14 protein-coding genes and 1 riboswitch are annotated in these 16,203 nt (G+C 69.6%); of the genes, 10 read left to right on the top strand and 4 right to left on the bottom strand.

All coding sequences use genetic code 11. The features are described 5' to 3' along the window. Window positions 1-146 precede the first annotated feature (146 nt). The 10 genes from H976_RS0118870 (at window position 147) to H976_RS0118825 (ending at window position 11,665) form a co-directional block, all read left to right on the top strand. Window positions 147-1,952, top strand: a complete 1,806-nt coding sequence (locus H976_RS0118870; protein WP_027862810.1) for a long-chain fatty acid--CoA ligase — start codon at window positions 147-149, stop codon at window positions 1,950-1,952. 161 nt (window positions 1,953-2,113) lie between these two features. Continuing rightward, a complete protein-coding gene (gene cpaB, locus H976_RS0118865) occupies window positions 2,114-2,827 on the top strand; it encodes a Flp pilus assembly protein CpaB (RefSeq protein WP_081683032.1) in 714 nt (237 codons plus the stop codon). Between the two features lie 27 nt (window positions 2,828-2,854). Beyond that, the gene (locus tag H976_RS27295) at window positions 2,855-4,018 is read left to right on the top strand and encodes a P-loop NTPase (protein WP_051277059.1); all 1,164 of its coding nucleotides are present in this window, start codon (window positions 2,855-2,857) and stop codon (window positions 4,016-4,018) included. An 18-nt stretch (window positions 4,019-4,036) separates the two neighbouring features. Beyond that, window positions 4,037-5,641: a CpaF family protein gene (locus H976_RS27290; RefSeq protein WP_081683031.1), complete on the top strand. Its 1,605-nt coding sequence runs from the start codon at window positions 4,037-4,039 to the stop codon at window positions 5,639-5,641. Next, the gene (locus H976_RS29075) at window positions 5,638-7,602 is read left to right on the top strand and encodes a type II secretion system F family protein (RefSeq protein ID WP_051277057.1); all 1,965 of its coding nucleotides are present in this window, start codon (window positions 5,638-5,640) and stop codon (window positions 7,600-7,602) included. Before H976_RS27290 ends, H976_RS29075 begins: the two co-directional genes overlap by 4 nt. Beyond that, complete coding sequence (locus H976_RS0118845) at window positions 7,602-8,543, top strand: type II secretion system F family protein (protein WP_027862808.1); 942 nt, start codon at window positions 7,602-7,604, stop codon at window positions 8,541-8,543. The genes H976_RS29075 and H976_RS0118845 overlap by 1 nt, the downstream gene beginning before the upstream one ends. Beyond that, window positions 8,540-10,072 carry a sensor histidine kinase gene (locus H976_RS27280; RefSeq protein ID WP_051277055.1) on the top strand — a complete coding sequence of 511 codons (1,533 nt, stop codon included), beginning with the start codon at window positions 8,540-8,542 and terminating at the stop codon, window positions 10,070-10,072. The genes H976_RS0118845 and H976_RS27280 overlap by 4 nt, the downstream gene beginning before the upstream one ends. Window positions 10,073-10,111: 39 nt before the next feature. Next, a complete protein-coding gene (locus tag H976_RS0118835) occupies window positions 10,112-10,750 on the top strand; it encodes a response regulator (RefSeq protein ID WP_051277054.1) in 639 nt (212 codons plus the stop codon). Window positions 10,751-10,950: 200 nt separating this feature from the next. Beyond that, window positions 10,951-11,151 (top strand): Flp family type IVb pilin, encoded by a 201-nt coding sequence (locus H976_RS0118830; RefSeq protein WP_027862806.1) that lies wholly within the window; start codon window positions 10,951-10,953, stop codon window positions 11,149-11,151. Between the two features lie 316 nt (window positions 11,152-11,467). After that, window positions 11,468-11,665 (top strand): Flp family type IVb pilin, encoded by a 198-nt coding sequence (locus tag H976_RS0118825; RefSeq protein WP_027862805.1) that lies wholly within the window; start codon window positions 11,468-11,470, stop codon window positions 11,663-11,665. 21 nt (window positions 11,666-11,686) lie between these two features. On the opposite strand, the gene H976_RS0118820 is transcribed toward H976_RS0118825, so the two are convergent. The 4 genes from H976_RS0118820 to H976_RS30150 form a co-directional block, all read right to left on the bottom strand. After that, complete coding sequence (locus H976_RS0118820) at window positions 11,687-12,949, bottom strand: M48 family metallopeptidase (protein WP_231388991.1); 1,263 nt, start codon at window positions 12,947-12,949, stop codon at window positions 11,687-11,689. A gap of 5 nt (window positions 12,950-12,954) precedes the next feature. Continuing rightward, complete coding sequence (locus H976_RS29070) at window positions 12,955-14,169, bottom strand: hypothetical protein (protein WP_051277050.1); 1,215 nt, start codon at window positions 14,167-14,169, stop codon at window positions 12,955-12,957. 43 nt (window positions 14,170-14,212) lie between these two features. Next, window positions 14,213-15,109, bottom strand: coding sequence for a C40 family peptidase (locus H976_RS29065; protein WP_231388990.1), 897 nt, complete (start codon window positions 15,107-15,109; stop codon window positions 14,213-14,215). A 97-nt stretch (window positions 15,110-15,206) separates the two neighbouring features. Continuing rightward, window positions 15,207-15,389, bottom strand: a riboswitch (cyclic di-AMP (ydaO/yuaA leader). A 526-nt stretch (window positions 15,390-15,915) separates the two neighbouring features. Continuing rightward, a partial coding sequence (locus tag H976_RS30150) for a hypothetical protein (protein WP_231388929.1) occupies window positions 15,916-16,203 on the bottom strand: 288 nt, incomplete at its 5' end.

Below are 16,203 nucleotides of genomic sequence, written 5' to 3'. Positions count from 1 at the left end.
AAGTCCTGACGTCGGGGCTGCTGGGCAGCCCAAGGGTAGTGCAAGCCCACCTGTCCGCCTCACCCTCCCGCGGGCGGCGGGAAGGGGCGCCGACGAGTACCGTGCAGGTGCAGTTCAGGCTCTCACCACACCTACAGAGGTACAGCGTGCGCGAGTACTCCACCGCTTTGCAGGTCAGCGTCCCGACGACGGGCAACCTGACCGACGACGTCGTCACCAACGGCACCGAGTACGCCGACGTCGTGGTGTTCTCGCGACGGGCCGGCAGCGCATGGGCGGACGTCACTGCCGGCGAGTTCCTCGAGGAGGTCCGGGCCGTGGCCAAGGGCCTGATCGCCGCTGGCGTCGAGGCCGGTGACCGGGTCGCCCTGATCTCGCGCACCCGCTACGAATGGACGCTGCTCGACTACGCGATCTGGTTCGCCGGCGCCGCCACCGTGCCGGTCTACGAGACCTCGAGCTCGGCCCAGGTGGCGTGGATCCTCGAGGACTCGGGCGCACGGGCGGCGTTCGTGGAGACCGCCGAGCACGGGTCACGGGTCAAGGAGGCCCGCGACGACCTCCCTGAGCTGCACCACGTCTGGTCGATCGACGGCAACGGCATCGGCGTGCTGATGACCCTCGGGCACGACGTCAGCGACGAGCAGCTGGAGGAGCGTCGTACGGCGACCGGACCGGGTGACCTCGCCACCTTGATCTACACCTCGGGCACGACCGGGCGCCCCAAGGGCTGCATGCTCACCCATGGCAACTTCATGTTCGAGCTCACCGTCGCGATCGATGAGCTCGACCCGCTGTTCGCCCCGTCCGGCGAGCAGGGCGAGGGCGCCTCCACGCTGCTGTTCCTGCCTCTCGCCCACATCTTCGCCCGCATCATCCAGGTGGGCTGCGTCAAGGCCCGGGTGCGGATGGGTCACTCGGCCGACATCAAGAACCTGCTCGACGACTTCGCGGCCTTCCGGCCGACGTTCATCCTCGCCGTGCCACGGGTCTTCGAGAAGGTCTTCAACACCGCCTCCCAGCGCGCCGTCGCCGACGGGCGCGGCAAGATCTTCGACCGGGCCGCCGACGTCGCGATCGCCTGGTCGCGCGGCCAGGAGAGCGGCCGCACGGGCCTCGCTGTCCGGGCCCAGCACCGTGTGTTCGACCGGCTCGTCTACGCCAAGCTGCGGGCCGCGCTCGGCGGCCAGTGCGAGTACGCCGTGTCCGGGGGTGCCCCGCTCGGTGACCGGCTCGGCCACTTCTACCGGGGCATCGGGGTCAACGTGCTCGAGGGCTACGGCCTGACCGAGACCACGGCCGCCCTGACCGCCAACCTGCCCGACGCCCAGAAGATCGGCACGGTCGGGCGCCCCCTCCAGGGCACCAGCGTGCGCGTGGCCGACGACGGCGAGCTGCTCTTCCGTGGTGGTCAGGTGTTCGCGGGCTACTGGCACAACGACGAGGCGACGGCCGAGGCCAAGGACGCCCAGGGCTGGTTCCACACCGGCGACGTCGGCGAGATCGACGACGAGGGCTTCGTGCGGATCACCGGGCGGAAGAAGGAGATCCTGGTGACGGCCGGCGGCAAGAACGTCGCCCCCGCCGTACTCGAGGACCGCCTGCGGGCGCACCACCTCGTCGACCAGTGCATCGTGGTCGGTGACGGCCAGCCGTTCATCGGCGCCCTGGTCACCATCGACGTCGAGACCCTGCCGACGTGGGTCGAGCAGCACGGCAAGTCCGGTGACATCCACGCCCTCGTCGACGACCCCGACCTGCGGGCCGAGATCGAGTCCGCGGTCGAGGAGGCCAACAAGGCGGTCTCGAAGGCGGAGTCCATCCGCCGGTTCGCGATCGTGCCTGCGGCGTGGACCGAGGAGGGCGGTCAGCTGACCCCCAGCCTCAAGCTGAAGAGGGGCGTCGTGATGCGTGAACACCGCGACGACGTGGACGCCCTTTACATCCGTTGAGTCCCAATTTCCCCAATTTGTGTACCAGTCTCGAATTTCACGTACAAAACGGACTCTAGTGGGGCAATCTGTCTCATGCCGTGAAAGTCGAGTTGTCTCACGGTGCCAACGGGAGCCGCGATGCAGAATCCGCGCTCCACGGACTAGAAAAGGCTCCGTTCATGGATCGCAGGAAAGCTCTGCTTCTCGTCGCTGCCGTCATCGCCGCAGTGGGCACCTTGCTGGTGTTCCTCTACGTACGCGGGGCGGACACTCGCGCCGACCAGCGGTACGACGCCGTTCAGGTGCTCCGCGTGGTCAAGCCCATCGCTGCCGGTGAGACCGTCGAGGCGGCCCAGTCGGCCGGCAAGATCGAGTCCGGCTCGGTCTCCAAGAAGGACCTGCTGCCCGACGCCCTGACCGGCACCCAGCCCATCGCCGGGAAGGTCGCCACGACCGCCATCTACCCCGGCGAGCAGCTGGTCTCCTCGAAGTTCGGAGCAACCAACACCGCCAACGGCCTGGCCATCCCCAAGGGCAAGATCGCGATCTCGATCAACCTCTCCGACCCGTCCCGCGTCGCCGGCTTCGTGAACCCGGGCGACAAGGTGGCCATCTTCCTGACCACCGAGAAGGGCGCCCGGCTGCTCCTGCCCAGCGTCACGGTGATCGGTGCCGGCACGACCACCGTCACCACCACGACGACGACCGACGCGAGTGGCGCACAGAGCACCGAGCAGCTGCCCAAGACCCTGCTCACCCTGGCCGTCTCGCAGCAGGACGCCGAGCGGGTGCTGCTGGCCCAGAAGCTCGGCGAGCTCGCCTTCGGCCTGCTCAACGACGACTCCGTGGTGGCTCCCTCCCAGGGCGCCACCGACCTGAACCTCTTCCGCTGACCCCGCGCACAACCCGGAAGGACCCCCATGCCCATCCTCGTGGAACCCGACTCCACCACCGCTGGAGTGCTCACCTCGGCACTTCCCGGTGGAGCCCAGGTCGTCGCTCGTGCTGACGAGGTGGAGGGCTGGCTCAACGGGCGCGGTGAGTACGCGCTCGTGATCGGACCCACGCTCGAGATGACGGCCGCCGTCGGACTCGCTGAACGAGTCCGCACCGGCCACCCCGGGACCTCGATCGTGCTCACTCGGCTCGAGCTCGAACCCCAGGTCTACGCCCAGGCCATGCAGGCGGGCATCGGTGCCGTGGTGGCGGCCGACGACCACGCGGCCCTCGGCACCGCCGTCACCCGCGCTCGCAGCACCTGGGAGGCCATCCACGGCCCGACCGGCGTGGTCGAGGGTGAGCGACAGGGCCAGGTGTTCATGGTGTTCTCGCCCAAGGGCGGTGTCGGCAAGACCACCATGGCGGTCAACCTCAGCGTCGCCCTGGCGCGCACCGGCGTCGAGGTGTGCGTCGTCGACCTCGACCTCGCCTTCGGCGACGTCGCGATCACGATGCAGCTGATCCCCGAGCACACCATCACCGAGGCAGCGGTGTCCGAGGACGACATGGACTTCTCGTTGCTGCAGAAGCTGCTCACCCGCCACGAGAGCGGCCTGACCATCCTCGCGGCACCGACGCACCCCGAGGGTCGTGACCTGATCACGGCCTCACTGGCCCGACGCGTGGTGCAGACGCTGCGTCGTCACTTCGACTACGTGGTGATCGACACGCCTCCCGGCTTCGACGACCAGGTGCTGGGCGCCTTCGACGAGACCGACGAGTGCATCATCGTCGCCACCCTCGACGTGCCGACCATCAAGAACACCAAGGTCGCCATCGAGACCCTCGACCTGCTCAACCTGGTCCCCGGCAACCGGCACCTCGTGCTGAACCGGGCCGACGAGGAGGTCGGCCTCAACCAGGGCAACGTGGAGGACATCCTCGGGATCAAGGTGGCGGTCGCGCTGCCGAGCTCCCCCGCGGTCGCCAGCGCCACCAACCACGGGCAGCCCATCGTCCTGTCCAAGCCGGACCACCCGGTGTCCAAGGCGATCATCGGCCTGGCCATGCGCCTGGCCGGTGAGTCCGCACACGCGAAGCCGGCCGAGCCGGCCAAGCGTGGTCTGTTCGGTCGCAAGAAGTAGCGGGAAGAGAGCAACGCGATGAGCAGTCTCAGCGAGCGCCTGGCGGCCCTGAACCGGACGACAGGTCCGGCCACGGAGGCCGAGTCCCCGGAGGACGGCCAGTCGCCGGCCCCCAAGCGGCGTGCCGACGTACCCACGGACGCCCCGGCGACACCGGACGCCGCACCGGCGCGCACCCCCTCGTCCGTCCAGGGCAGCCACTCCGGCGCCGGCCAGCTGCCCCCCGCCAGCTCCCAGGGCACTGGCTCGACCTCCGGCCCGTCGGGCCTCGGCAAGGCCGTCGGCGCCTCCAGCCACCAGTCCCGCGCCGCCGCGACGACGGCCACCCGGAACGACGCCGCCAAGGACCGGTTCGAGGACCTCAAGGAGAGCGTGCACACCGAGCTGCTCCAGCAGCTCGGCCCGCAGCTGTACGACGCCAACCTCGATGCCGAGGAGCTCGCCACCAAGGTCCGGGTCGTGCTCGCCGACGTGCTCGCCGCCACCAACCGGCCGCTGACCCGCGTCGACCGGGAACGCATCACCCAGGACATCGCCGACGACATCCTCGGCTACGGACCCCTCGAGCCCTACCTGCGCGACACCGACGTCGCCGAGGTCATGGTCAACGGACCGTTCAGCATCTGGCTGGAGCGCAAGGGCAAGCTGGTCAAGGTCGACGGCAAGTTCAAGGACGAGGCGCACCTGCGGCGCACGATCGACAAGATCGTCTCCCGCATCGGTCGTCGCGTGGACGAGGCCTCCCCCATGGTGGACGCCCGCCTCCCCGATGGCAGCCGTGTCAACGCCGTCGTACCGCCCCTGGCGATCGACGGCAGCACGCTGACCATCCGCAAGTTCGCCGCCGACCCCCTGACGGTCAACGACCTGATCCAGTTCGGCTCGCTCAGCGAGCGCACCGCCGACTTCCTCGACGCCTGTGTGCGCGGTCGCCTCAACGTGGTCGTCTCCGGCGGTACCGGTGCCGGTAAGACCACCACCCTCAACGTGCTCTCGTCGTTCATCCCCTCCGACGAGCGCATCGTCACCATCGAGGACGCTGCCGAGCTCCAGCTCAAGCAGGACCACGTCGTCCGGCTCGAGTCGCGTCCGTCCAACATCGAGGGCAAGGGCGCGGTGACCATCCGCGACCTCGTCCGCAACGCGTTGCGTATGCGCCCGGACCGCATCGTCGTCGGTGAGGTCCGTGACGCCTCGGCCCTGGACATGCTCCAGGCGATGAACACCGGCCACGACGGCTCGATCTGCACGGTGCACTCGAACGGTCCTCGCGACACCCTCTCGCGCCTCGAGACTCTGGTGCTGATGGCGGGCATGGAGCTGCCGGTCCGGGCCATCCGCGAACAGGTCTCCTCGGCCGTGGACCTGATCGTGCACCAGGCGCGCCTCAAGGACGGCACTCGCCGGATCACGCACGTCACCGAGGTCGAGCGGATGGAGGGCGATGTCATCACGCTTCAGGACATCTTCCTGTTCGACAACTCCGCCGGCTTCGACTCCGAGGGGCGCTCGCTCGGCAGCCTCAAGGCCACCGGTCTGCGACCGAAGTTCCTGGAGAAGATGCAGCACAACAACGTCGTCGTCGACCCGCGGTTGTTCGCCACCGCCATGGACTTCCGATGACTCGCACCGTCCACCGCGTCACCGCGACCGTCCTGGCCCTGTTCCTGGGCCTGGTCTCCTTCGCGCTGCTCGCGTCGTCGCCCGCATCGGCGGCCGACGACACCGCGGTGATCGACCACGCCCAGCCGACCAAGGGCGCCGTGCGGCTGCTCGTGTCGGTGCCCGGCACCGACCCGGTCGACTACGACAAGGTCGGGGTCGAGATCGACGGCACCACCGTCGGCTCCGAGGCCGTCGCGGCCTCGACGACGAACGTGGAACGCACCTCGATCCTGGCCATCGACACCAGCAACAGCATGAAGGGCCCCCGCATCGCGGAGGCCAAGAAGGCCGCACTGGCCTACCTCGCCAGCGTCCCCGACAACGTGAAGGTGGGTGTCGTCAGCTTCGACGACTCCGTCAAGACGTTGGTCGCCCCGACGCTGGACCGGGCAGCGGCGACCCGGGCCATCGGGGAGCTGACCCTCACCCTGCACACGGCGCTGTACGACGGGGTGCTCGGCGCCATCAAGGCCGCCGGTCCCGGGGGCGCGGACTCCGGCCAGCGCAAGATCCTGGTCCTGTCCGACGGAGAGGACACCACCGCGACCAACCTCACCGACGTGCTCGACGCGATCAAGGCGTCCGGCGTCGGCGTCGACGTGGTCTCCCTCCAGCAGGGCGACGCCAACCAGCCCCTCGAGGCGATGGCGAGCGCCGGCAAGGGCAAGGTCTTCACCACCGCAGACCCCGCCGCCCTCTCGACCGCCTTCGCCAGCGAGGCCGCAGCCCTCGCTCGTCAGATCGTGGTGACAGCCCAGGTCCCCACGAGCTTCCGGGAGACCAGCTCCAACGTCGACGTGACGGTGCCGACGGACAGCCAGGCGTACACCGCGTCGGCGTACGTCCCGGTGCGCACCGCTGCCGACATCGCCGCCGAGCAGGCGGCAGCGGCGGCTCCACAGCCGGTCAAGGCCGGTCCGCTCACCGTCTCGCGCAACGTCGTCCTCGGAGCCGTCGGCGCCATCGGCGTCGGCCTGCTCGGTCTCGTCGGCGTCCTGGCGATCGGGGGCAACAAGCCCGCCCAGAACCTCACCCTGTCCGAGCAGATCCAGGCCTACGGCGTGATGTCGGTCCCGGGCCAGGCCGGGCCGCGCCGCGACGACGCCGGTCCTACTCCCCTCGCCGGTCAGGCCCGTCAGGCCGCCGAGAAGGCGCTGGCCAACAACAAGAACTACGAGGCGAAACTCGCTGCCGCCCTGGAATCCGCCGGTGTTGACCTGCGACCGGCCGAGTGGCTGCTGTTCCGGGCCGGAATCGGCGTGGCCGGCGGTCTCCTCGGGATCCTGATCGGCGCCGGCAACCTCGTCCTGGGCATCCTGCTCGTGGTCGCTGTGCTGGTCGCGCCCCCGATCTACCTCCGGGTCAAGGCCGCCAAACGGCTGAAGGCCTTCGCCACGGCCTTGCCCGACACGCTGCAGCTGATGTCGGGCAGCCTCTCGGCCGGACTGTCGCTGGCGCAGTCGATCGACACGATCGTGCGCGAGGGTGTCGACCCCATCGCCAGCGAGTTCCGCCGCGTCGTCGTGGAGACCCGCCTCGGGGTCACCCTCGAGGACTCGATGGAGGGCGTCGCCGAGCGGATGCAGAGTCGTGACTTCGGCTGGGTCGTGATGGCCATCCGCATCCAGCGCGAGGTGGGCGGCAACCTGGCTGAGCTCCTGCTCACCGTGGCCGCCACCCTGCGTGAGCGCGAGTTCCTGCGCCGTCACGTCCGTGCGCTGTCGGCCGAAGGCCGCCTCTCCTGCTACATCCTCGGCGGCCTGCCGCCCGCCTTCATGGTCTACCTGGCCGTCACCAGGCCCGACTACGTGCGCGTGATGTACACGACTCCGATCGGCTGGATCCTGCTGATCGTCATGGGGGCCCTGTTGTCCGTCGGCATCTTCTGGATGTCCAAGCTCGCGAAGGTGGATGTCTGATGAGCCCGGTGGTGATCGTTGCGTTCGCGCTGATCTTCGTCGCCCTGCTCCTCGTCTTCGGCGCCGTGGGCGGCATCTTCAAGGAGCAGCCCGGTGTGAACCGCTCCATCGCGGTCCTCGAGGCACTCACCAGCGCGCCCGCCGAGATGAAGGGCGAGCTCGACCAGAGCTTCAGCGACCGGGTGCTCTTCCCCCTGCTGGCGCGCAGCCAGCAGATGGGTCGGCGGCTCACCCCCGAGGACGCCAGCGAGCGCATCCGCGAGAAGCTGGAGATGGCGGGCAACCCGGCCGGCTGGACCGTCGAGCGGGTGATGGCCGGGAAGGTCGTGGGCTTCGCGATCGCGCTCGTCGTGTCGCTGGTGCTGGCCCTGCTGATGGGCCTGGGCTTCCTCCCCACGCTGGGCTTCGTGGTGATCGCCTCGCTCGTCGGCTACATGGCACCGAACCTGTACCTCTACCAGGCGACGTACAACCGGATGGACACGTTGCAACGTGCCCTGCCGGACGCGATCGACCTGCTCACCATCTCGGTCGAGTCCGGCCTCGGGTTCGACGCGGCCTGTGCCCAGGTGGCGCGCAACACCGAAGGACCGCTGTCCGAGGAGTTCGCCCGGATGCTGCAGGAGATGCAGATCGGTCGCGGACGCTCGGAGGCCCTGCGGTCGATGGGTGATCGCGCCAACCTGCCCGACCTCCGGTCGTTCGTGAGCGCCATGGTGCAGGCCGACGCGTTCGGCATCCCGGTCGGCCAGGTGCTGCGTGTGCAGTCCTCCGAGATCCGGGTCAAGCGCCGCCAGTGGGCGGAGGAAGCCGCCCAGAAGGTGCCGGTCAAGATCCTGGTCCCGCTGATCTTCTGCATCCTGCCCACGCTCTTCATCGCCGTGCTCGGTCCGGCGGGTATCCACATCATGGAGAACTTCTCGGGCACACTTTCCAAGTGACCGATGTCGGTCGGGTCGCTCTCGCGGCCCGTGTGTTCACCGTTGCCGCCCTCACCTCGCTCGCCGCGGTGGCTGGCCCGCGGTACTTCGACGGTGCCCTGCTGGTCGTCCTGACCGCGGCCATCGCCCAGGCGGTGGCGATGGTCGGGCGGGTGCCGGAGCACACCGTCGCACTCTTCGAGGGCGGCGTGATCGCGGCGCTGGCAGTGCTGGCCCGGCCCGACCAGGCAACCGTCACCCCCTACCTGGTGATCCCGGTGCTGATCGCCGCGGTCGACCTCGGCCGCGTGGGCATGCTGCGGGTCATCGCCGCCGAGTTCGTGGTGCTGGTGGCCACCTCCGCCATCGTGATCCAGGGCTGGGACCGTCAGTTCGCCGCTGGCGGGTTCACGTGGCTCTCCTGCGCCGTGGGGATCGGCCTGATGGGGGTCGCCCTCCGACGGGCCATGAGCACCACCGACGCCGACGCCAGCTACCGCAGCGCGGTGGGGCTGATCCGCCGCCTGGAGGCGCTCTCGGGCAAGCTCAGCGGAGGCCTCGACGCCGTCGGCATTGCCGAACAGGTGATGGGAGACGCCGACACGGTGGTGCCGACGCGCAGCGCCGGGGTCTTCGTGCAGTCCGACAACGGCACCATGGCGCCCCTGCGGTACTCCGCCGGCACGCTGCCGGGGGCGATGGCCTGGGCCGGCGCGCTGGCCGCGAAGTGCTGGGAGTACGAGGCGATGGTGCTGCGGGAGTCCCGCGTCGCCATCCCGCTCCTCGCGAACGACGAGATGATCGCGGTGCTGGTCCTCGAGACGCTCGGTGAGGTCGAGTCGACGACGGCCGTCGCCCTGCGCAACCACCTCGGGCGGCACGCCGTGCAGCTCCAGGCCGCGCTGCTGTTCGGGCGGGTCCGCGACACCGCCACCAGCGAGGAGCGCCAGCGGATCGCGCGCGAGGTGCACGACGGTGTGGCCCAAGACGTCGCCTCCCTCGGCTACCTGGTCGACAACCTCGCGATCGGGACGTCGGACCCCGACCAGCAGGCCCGGATCGGACAGCTGCGCAGCGAGGTCACCCGGGTGGTCACCGAGCTGCGGCACTCGATCTTCGACCTGCGCCACGAGCTCGCCGCCGGGTCCGGCCTCGGCGAGAGCCTCTCGGCGTACGCCAACCACGTCAGCACCACCTCCCCGATGGCCGTGCACGTCACCCTCGACGAACAGGGTCCACGGCTACCCGCAGACGTGGAGTACGAGCTGCTGCGCATCGCCCAGGAGGCGATGGCCAACGCCCGGAAGCACTCCGGGGCGGCCAACCTGTGGCTGCGCTGCACGATCCGGCCGCCGTACGCCGAGATCGAGGTGCGCGACGACGGCACCAACGCCCACACGCCTCGCAGCGACTCCCAGGGCCTGAAGATCATGCGGGAGCGCTCACGCACCATCGGGGCCGAGCTGGTCGTCACCGAGCCCACGACCGATCGGCCGGGGACGCAGGTGACGGTGCGCGTCGGCTCACCTGCGCGGGAGCGAACCCGTTAGCCTGCGACTGGAGGCCGGGAGCCGACATCCCGGGTGCCCATGACCAGCGTGCTGCTCATCGACGACCACGAGCTGATCCGCCAGGGACTGGCCGGTGCCTTCAGCCAGGCCGACGGGTTCGAGGTGTCCGGCCAGGCTGGCTCGGTGGCCGAGGGCATCGCACTGGCCGAGGAGCTCCATCCGGACGTGGTGGTCACCGACGTACGCCTGCCCGACGGGTCGGGCCTCGAGATCGTCCGGACCCTGCGCAAGGAGAACCGGCAGATCGGCCTCGTCGTGCTGACCATGTACGCCGGCGACGAGCAGCTGTTCGCTGCCATGGACGCCGGTGCGTCCGGCTTCGTCGGCAAGGACGCCCCCACCTCGAGCGTCATCAGTGCCGCGCGCCAGGCCGTCGTCGCCCCGCTGACCTTCACGTGCACCGGCCTGGCCGAGGCCATGGTGAGGCGGATGAGCTCAGGGGCCCCCCGGCTCTCGGACCGCGAGCGTCAGGTGCTCGACCTGCTCGCGGAGGGACTGGGCGTCACCGCCATCGCCGCGCGGCTCTACCTGAGCGAGTCGACCGCGAAGAGCCACATCGGCCGCATCTACGACAAGCTCGGCGCGGCCAACCGGGCCCAGGCCCTGGTCATGGCCATGCGGTTGGGCCTGATCTCCTCGGCCGCTCCCACCGAATAGCGGCGTAAGCCAGCAGCGGCTGGCGATGCCATAGCCCGTTCGGACTATTCCCAAAACCACCCATTAAGGTCATTGGGATCAAACCGGATGAATGATGTACCGATCTGTCCCTTTTGGAATACTTTCTACCTGTTGGACCGAATAAGTCGGTTCCACGTCAATCGCACCGCCCGCCGAGTTCCCGAGGGAAGGAACCCACCATGCTCGAGTTCATCCGTAACATCACCAGCCGTCGTACCGAAGACGGCGCGTCCGCCGTTGAGTACGGCCTGCTCGTCGCCGGCATCGCGGCGCTGATCGTCGCCATCGTCTTCCTGTTCGGTGGAGTCATCAAGAACTCCTTCGACAGCACCTGCAAGACCATCAAGGGCAACGGTACCGCCGCGTCCACCTGCTCCTGACCTCTCGGCTCGACCCGGAGAGACCCGACAGGGTCTCTCCGGGTTCCGCTCTCCAGGGGCATCTCGCCACCGGTCTGCAAGGACACAACGCCTCGCGGCCCGAGGCACCGGACCCCCTGCCGAGCACCAGCTGAATCTCCTGCACTACCACGGAGTGCAGGTGTGGAGGTGGCTCCTCAGCGGGCGCGCATGAGCAACGCGCCTGCACTGCCGGGGGGTGGTGAGCTACCGACACGGGTCGCCCGGCCCCGCCCAAGCCGGCAGGGGCCGGGCGCTCACCCGGTCAGAGAGTCACCATTCCCAGAGGGGAAACACGATGCTCGAGTACATCCGCACCATCACCCGTCGCCGCGACGAGACCGGCGCCAGCGCAGTCGAGTACGGCATGCTCGTGGCCGGGATCGCTGCGCTGATCGTGGCCATCGTCTTCGTCATGGGCGGGATGATCAAGAGCTCCTTCTCCAAGACCTGCGGCGTCGTCTCCAGCAAGGGCAGCGCCAGCGCCACCTGCTGACCAGCTCCCGTCCCGAACCTCTCAGCGAGGGGCGTGCTCCTGCTCGATCGCACGTGCCATGCCGATCCGCTGCAGCGCGGTGGGATGCGACCCGAACCAGAGCTGGCTGAGCCAGGGCGGATCGGGATCGCTGAGCGAACGCGTGGCGAGCTGCACCTGCATCTTCTCGAACCCCGAGTAGTCACCCGTCGCCTGCAACGAGGCCCGGTCGGCACGCGCCTCGATCGCCCGGCTGATCACGTTCTGGATCGGGCTGGCCAGCAACGTCCCCACCGCTACCAGCGCCAGGAGCAGAGCCACCACCTCCGGCTGGCCCGGGTCCGGTACGCCGGCCCGGTCGAGCAACCGGCGGCGCGTGAACAGCAGCCCCAGCAACCCGCTGGCGAAGACGACGCCCGTCGCGCCGAGGGCCGTCCCGAGCAGGACGTCGTCGTGGTGGGCGTGCCCGAGCTCGTGGGCCACCACCACCAGCGTCTCCCGCTGCGGCACGTCGTCGACGAGGTTGTCGTAGAGCACCACGCGGCGGGTGCTGCCGAATCCCGAGACATAGGCATTCAGGGTCGTCGTGCGACGGGACGCGTCGGCGACCAGCACGTCCGAGACGTGCACGTGCTCCTTCTCCGCCAGGGCAAGGATCCTCGTCCGCAGCTCACCGTGCGGCAGCGGTGTGAAGTGGTTGAACAACGGCTCGACGACCACCGGGTACACCCACGAGCCCAGGACACTCAGGACGGCTCCGGCCAGACCCGCCCACAACGGCCAGCGACGGGGCGACCGACGGGCGGAGACCATCACGACGAGCACGGTGCCGCCGGCGAACACCCAGCTGACGAGCAGTGAGACCGCGGAGTCCCTGAGCCAGCCACCGAGCGACTGACGGGTCAGGCCGTAGACGAGGGCGTTCCCACGGATCGCGAGGTCGAACGGCAGGGTCGCGAGCTGCCCGACCAGCAGGATCAGCAGCGTCCCCGCCAGCGCCTTGACCCACCAGGGACCGGGCAGCAGCCGCACCAGCCGAGCACCGAGCCGGGTCAGACCGAGCACCAGCGCCACGGCGAGCGAGACCGCGAGCGAGGCCCAGCCGAGGTGCCGCTGCATCGAGGCGTAGGTCTGGCCGCGACGCAGCTGCTCGGCGCTGAACACCTCGCTCCCCCGCACGTGCACGACGTGGCCACCCGGCACCCACGACCACGGAACGAACACGGCGGCCAGGACCACGAACACGACCGCCGAGGCCCCCATCAACCACAGACACAACGCGCGGCTGGGGGCGGGTGGCGTCACGCCAACTACCCTGCCACCCCGGCAAGGCGGGCAAGGTCGGCGCGCCATCGCGTCACGAAGTCACGCTGGGTGGTGTGCAGGACGGTCCGGAAGGCCTGCTGCGTCGAGGCACCGGCGTTGACGGTGCGGTAGAAGCGCACCATCGAGTCCTCGCCGTACTCCTGGGCCAGGAAGCGGCAGGCCAGCCACGCCTCCTCGTAGGTGGCGCCCAGGCCGTTCGCGGTCGGGTCGAGGTCCTGGCTGGTCGGCAGCCGGTCGGGCAGGCCCTCCTTGCGGATGCGCGGCAGGATCTGCCCGGCGGCGCGGTCGACCGGCACGCCGGCGTGGTCGAGGGCGACGAAGTCGGCAAAGCCCTCGAGCAGCCAGGTCGGCATCGAGGCGAACGGCGCGTCGGTCGCCACGTGGGTGGTCTCGTGGCTCATCACCACCTGCGCGCCCCGCTGCTTGAGCCGGTCGAAGACCTGCGGGTTCACGAACACGCGCACCGGCGCGTCCGGGGCCAGCGAGCCGTCCGCGGTGGTGGTGACGGCCGCGATGTTGTCGTACTCGCCGGGCTGGGCGTCGAGGGCAGCCTCCAGCTCGTCCTCCGACTCCGGCACCTCCACCTGCAGTCGGCCCTTCCAGTCCGGGAGCACGCGGGTGACCTGCCGCACCGCCTCGGCCACCAGGCCGGGGTAGCGCCCGGTCGAGGTGCCGGCAACGGCGAGCAGCGTCCGCGGAGTGCGTACGACGCTGAGCGGCTCGACCAGCCACAACGGGGTCCGCTCCCCCGGGCCGCCGAAGGACGCGATCCGCACGTGGTCGCCGGTCGGCACGAAGGTGGCCGCGGTCTCGAGCCGCGCCGGCGCCCTGTCGAACCCGTCGTTGCGGTAGGTGAGCTGGACGGTGCCGCGCCAGGCACCCGGACCGAGCTCGGCCTGGTCGCTGTCGTCGAGCGGCGCCGCCTCGTCGACGTAGCGCAGCGAGAAGTCACCGACGTGCAGGGCGGCGGCATTGTCGTAGATCGAGCCGAGCAGGTCCTGCGAGCCGTTGGCCGCCGTGGCCTCGGCGGCGTCCCTCGACCCGGAGGTCACCGCCCGGACGAGCTGCTCGAGCGTCTGCTGGGCCTCCTGGGCGTGCTGGGCGGTGCTGTCCTTCGAGGCAGAGGGTGGCGTGATGCTCTCGTCGTGGTCGCACCCGGTGAGCCCGGCCAGCACGACGGCGAGGACCACGGACAGCACAGAGCCGCTCGCCCGGAAGGGGCGAGCGGCTCTGTGGGAAGCGTCAGTTCCCAGGGCGCACAGCACCGACGTACGGCATGTCGTGGAGTCCGGAGATGACGACTCCCGCGCCGGGGTTGAGCGCATTCACGATCTGCCCGTTGCCGATGTACATGCCGACGTGACTGATCGGGCTGTAGTAGAAGACCAGGTCACCGGGCTGAAGCTCGCTCTCGGAGATGTGCCGACCTGAACTGTACTGCGCCGAGGAGCTGTGCGGCAGGCTCACGCCGGCCTGGCTCCACGCCGCCATGGTCAGCCCCGAGCAGTCGAAGACGCTCGGTCCGGCTGCACCGTAGACGTAGCCGTTGCCGATCTTGGACTTCGCGTAGGCCACGGCGGGACCGCCGAGCTCGGCCATCCGCTTGGCCTGGAGGTCGGCCAGCGTGGCCGAGGCCTTGGCCTGACGCGTGTCGGCCACCCGCTCCATGCTGCGCGTGGCCTCCTCGCCACGGGCGAGCAGGTCCAGCCTGCCCTGCAGTGCCGCCTTGCGCTGGGCGAGCTGCCCGAGCTCGGCGTTCGACCGGGCCAGGGCGTCGGCAGTAGCGCCCGCGTCCTGACTGACGAGGACCACGTTGGACAGCAGGGCCGTCGAGTCCTTCTTGACCTGGGCGTCGAGGGCGGGGGACGACGTGCTGACGGGGGCGGTGGACCCGGCGGTGCCGGCGTAGGCGTCGACAGCCGTCGCCGCGACCTGCGCCTGCAGGGCCTGGATCAGCCGCTGGTGGCGCCGCATGTCAGCGGCCGTCTGGCGCAGCTGCTTGCGGGTCTCGGTGAGCTTCGCGGCCGCCTTGTCATGACGCTGGTCGGCGGTCTGGGCCTTGTGGGAAAGCTTGTCGACGCGGGCCTGTGCGGCGTCGAGCTTCTGGGCGGTGTCGGGGGCTGCAGCAGCAGGGCTCATGACGAATCCGAGACTCATCGTGGCGAGCACTCCGGTGACTCCTGCAACCGCGCGGGCATGGTGGCGCTTCCGGCCGTCAAACACGAGCGGTCGGTCTCCTCTTTGTCTCAGACGCCTACCAGGTGAGCTGACGGGTTCGGGCCCAAAGAACGCCCTACCAGCGAGATCCGCCACGTTCGGTGGCAGGTCCGCCGGATTCACCCCAAGGAACTTGGGTCCCCGGCTCCGGTACAGATGTCTCCCCCGAGGGCACCTGTTCCAGACTCGGCGCTGCCCCCGAGCCCGCCGGGTCGGCGAGCTGGTGCGGGGGCACTAGGTTCGTCACCCTAGGAAAGATCGGGCCGCGCTGCCAACCGGGGCGCGGGTGGACACGGTGTGTTCTCGGCCACTCCCGGCCGCACCAGCCCCAGTGGGGCACACCGGTCCCACCGCCACCAGTCTGCTTGCCTGTGCAGTTCTCTGCCAGTTCTCAGACCGACGCTCGCCACTCCGCGATCACTGAGACGTGGTCTGCAGTCCGGGAGTGCCCCGCGTGGGGGGTGACGCACTAGGAGGAGCCCTGCTGTCAGCAGGTGACAGTTGTGCTCCTCCCACCTGATCGTTCGGTCTCCAGGCTCGGATTGGCCGTCCTCGCCGCTCGACGCCGTCACCTGGACTCTGAACGGGTGCGATCTCGACACGAGCGCGTCGCGGCATGTGCGGACGTTACGGCCGAGGCACGAGGGCCGGCCCCACCCACCCGCTGATCCGATGTCAGAGCCGGTCCGAGCCAGACCTTGATCGCGATGTCCTCGCCATAAGACGGTTCACCAGTTGAGGGTATGCGTATCAGGCTCGCCGTCGTCGTCATAGGCATTGCGGGTGTCAGCGAAGGCCAGCTCTGCGACCGGAACTCTTCGAGCCACCACAGCATGGAGACCCGCCTCAGCAGGTCCAAGTGCGATCAGCAGGTCACCGTCGCGGAACCCATGCACGTGCGCGTCGTCGATGAACTGCCTCCTGCCGTCGGAAAACCGCAAGAGCACCCCGGTGTGTTTCGCCACGCCTGAACGATACGAGTCCGCCGGAGGCAGCGTCTGTGCGGCATGTCCGGA

The organism is Marmoricola sp. URHB0036, from assembly GCF_000426045.1.
In the GTDB taxonomy this organism is placed as follows: Bacteria; Actinomycetota; Actinomycetes; order Propionibacteriales; family Nocardioidaceae; genus Marmoricola.
Note: the sequence above shows the minus strand (reverse complement) of the source record. Positions and strands in the feature narration are given on the sequence as shown.

Coding starts and splice junctions, on each gene's coding strand:
- cpaB (WP_081683032.1), top strand. CDS start 2,114: ATGGATCGCAGGAAAGCTCTGCTTCTCGTCGCTGCCGTCATCGCCGCA.
- H976_RS27295 (WP_051277059.1), top strand. CDS start 2,855: ATGCCCATCCTCGTGGAACCCGACTCCACCACCGCTGGAGTGCTCACC.
- H976_RS27290 (WP_081683031.1), top strand. CDS start 4,037: ATGAGCAGTCTCAGCGAGCGCCTGGCGGCCCTGAACCGGACGACAGGT.
- H976_RS29075 (WP_051277057.1), top strand. CDS start 5,638: ATGACTCGCACCGTCCACCGCGTCACCGCGACCGTCCTGGCCCTGTTC.
- H976_RS0118845 (WP_027862808.1), top strand. CDS start 7,602: ATGAGCCCGGTGGTGATCGTTGCGTTCGCGCTGATCTTCGTCGCCCTG.
- H976_RS0118835 (WP_051277054.1), top strand. CDS start 10,112: ATGACCAGCGTGCTGCTCATCGACGACCACGAGCTGATCCGCCAGGGA.
- H976_RS0118830 (WP_027862806.1), top strand. CDS start 10,951: ATGCTCGAGTTCATCCGTAACATCACCAGCCGTCGTACCGAAGACGGC.
- H976_RS0118825 (WP_027862805.1), top strand. CDS start 11,468: ATGCTCGAGTACATCCGCACCATCACCCGTCGCCGCGACGAGACCGGC.
- H976_RS29065 (WP_231388990.1), bottom strand. CDS start 15,109: ATGAGCCCTGCTGCTGCAGCCCCCGACACCGCCCAGAAGCTCGACGCC.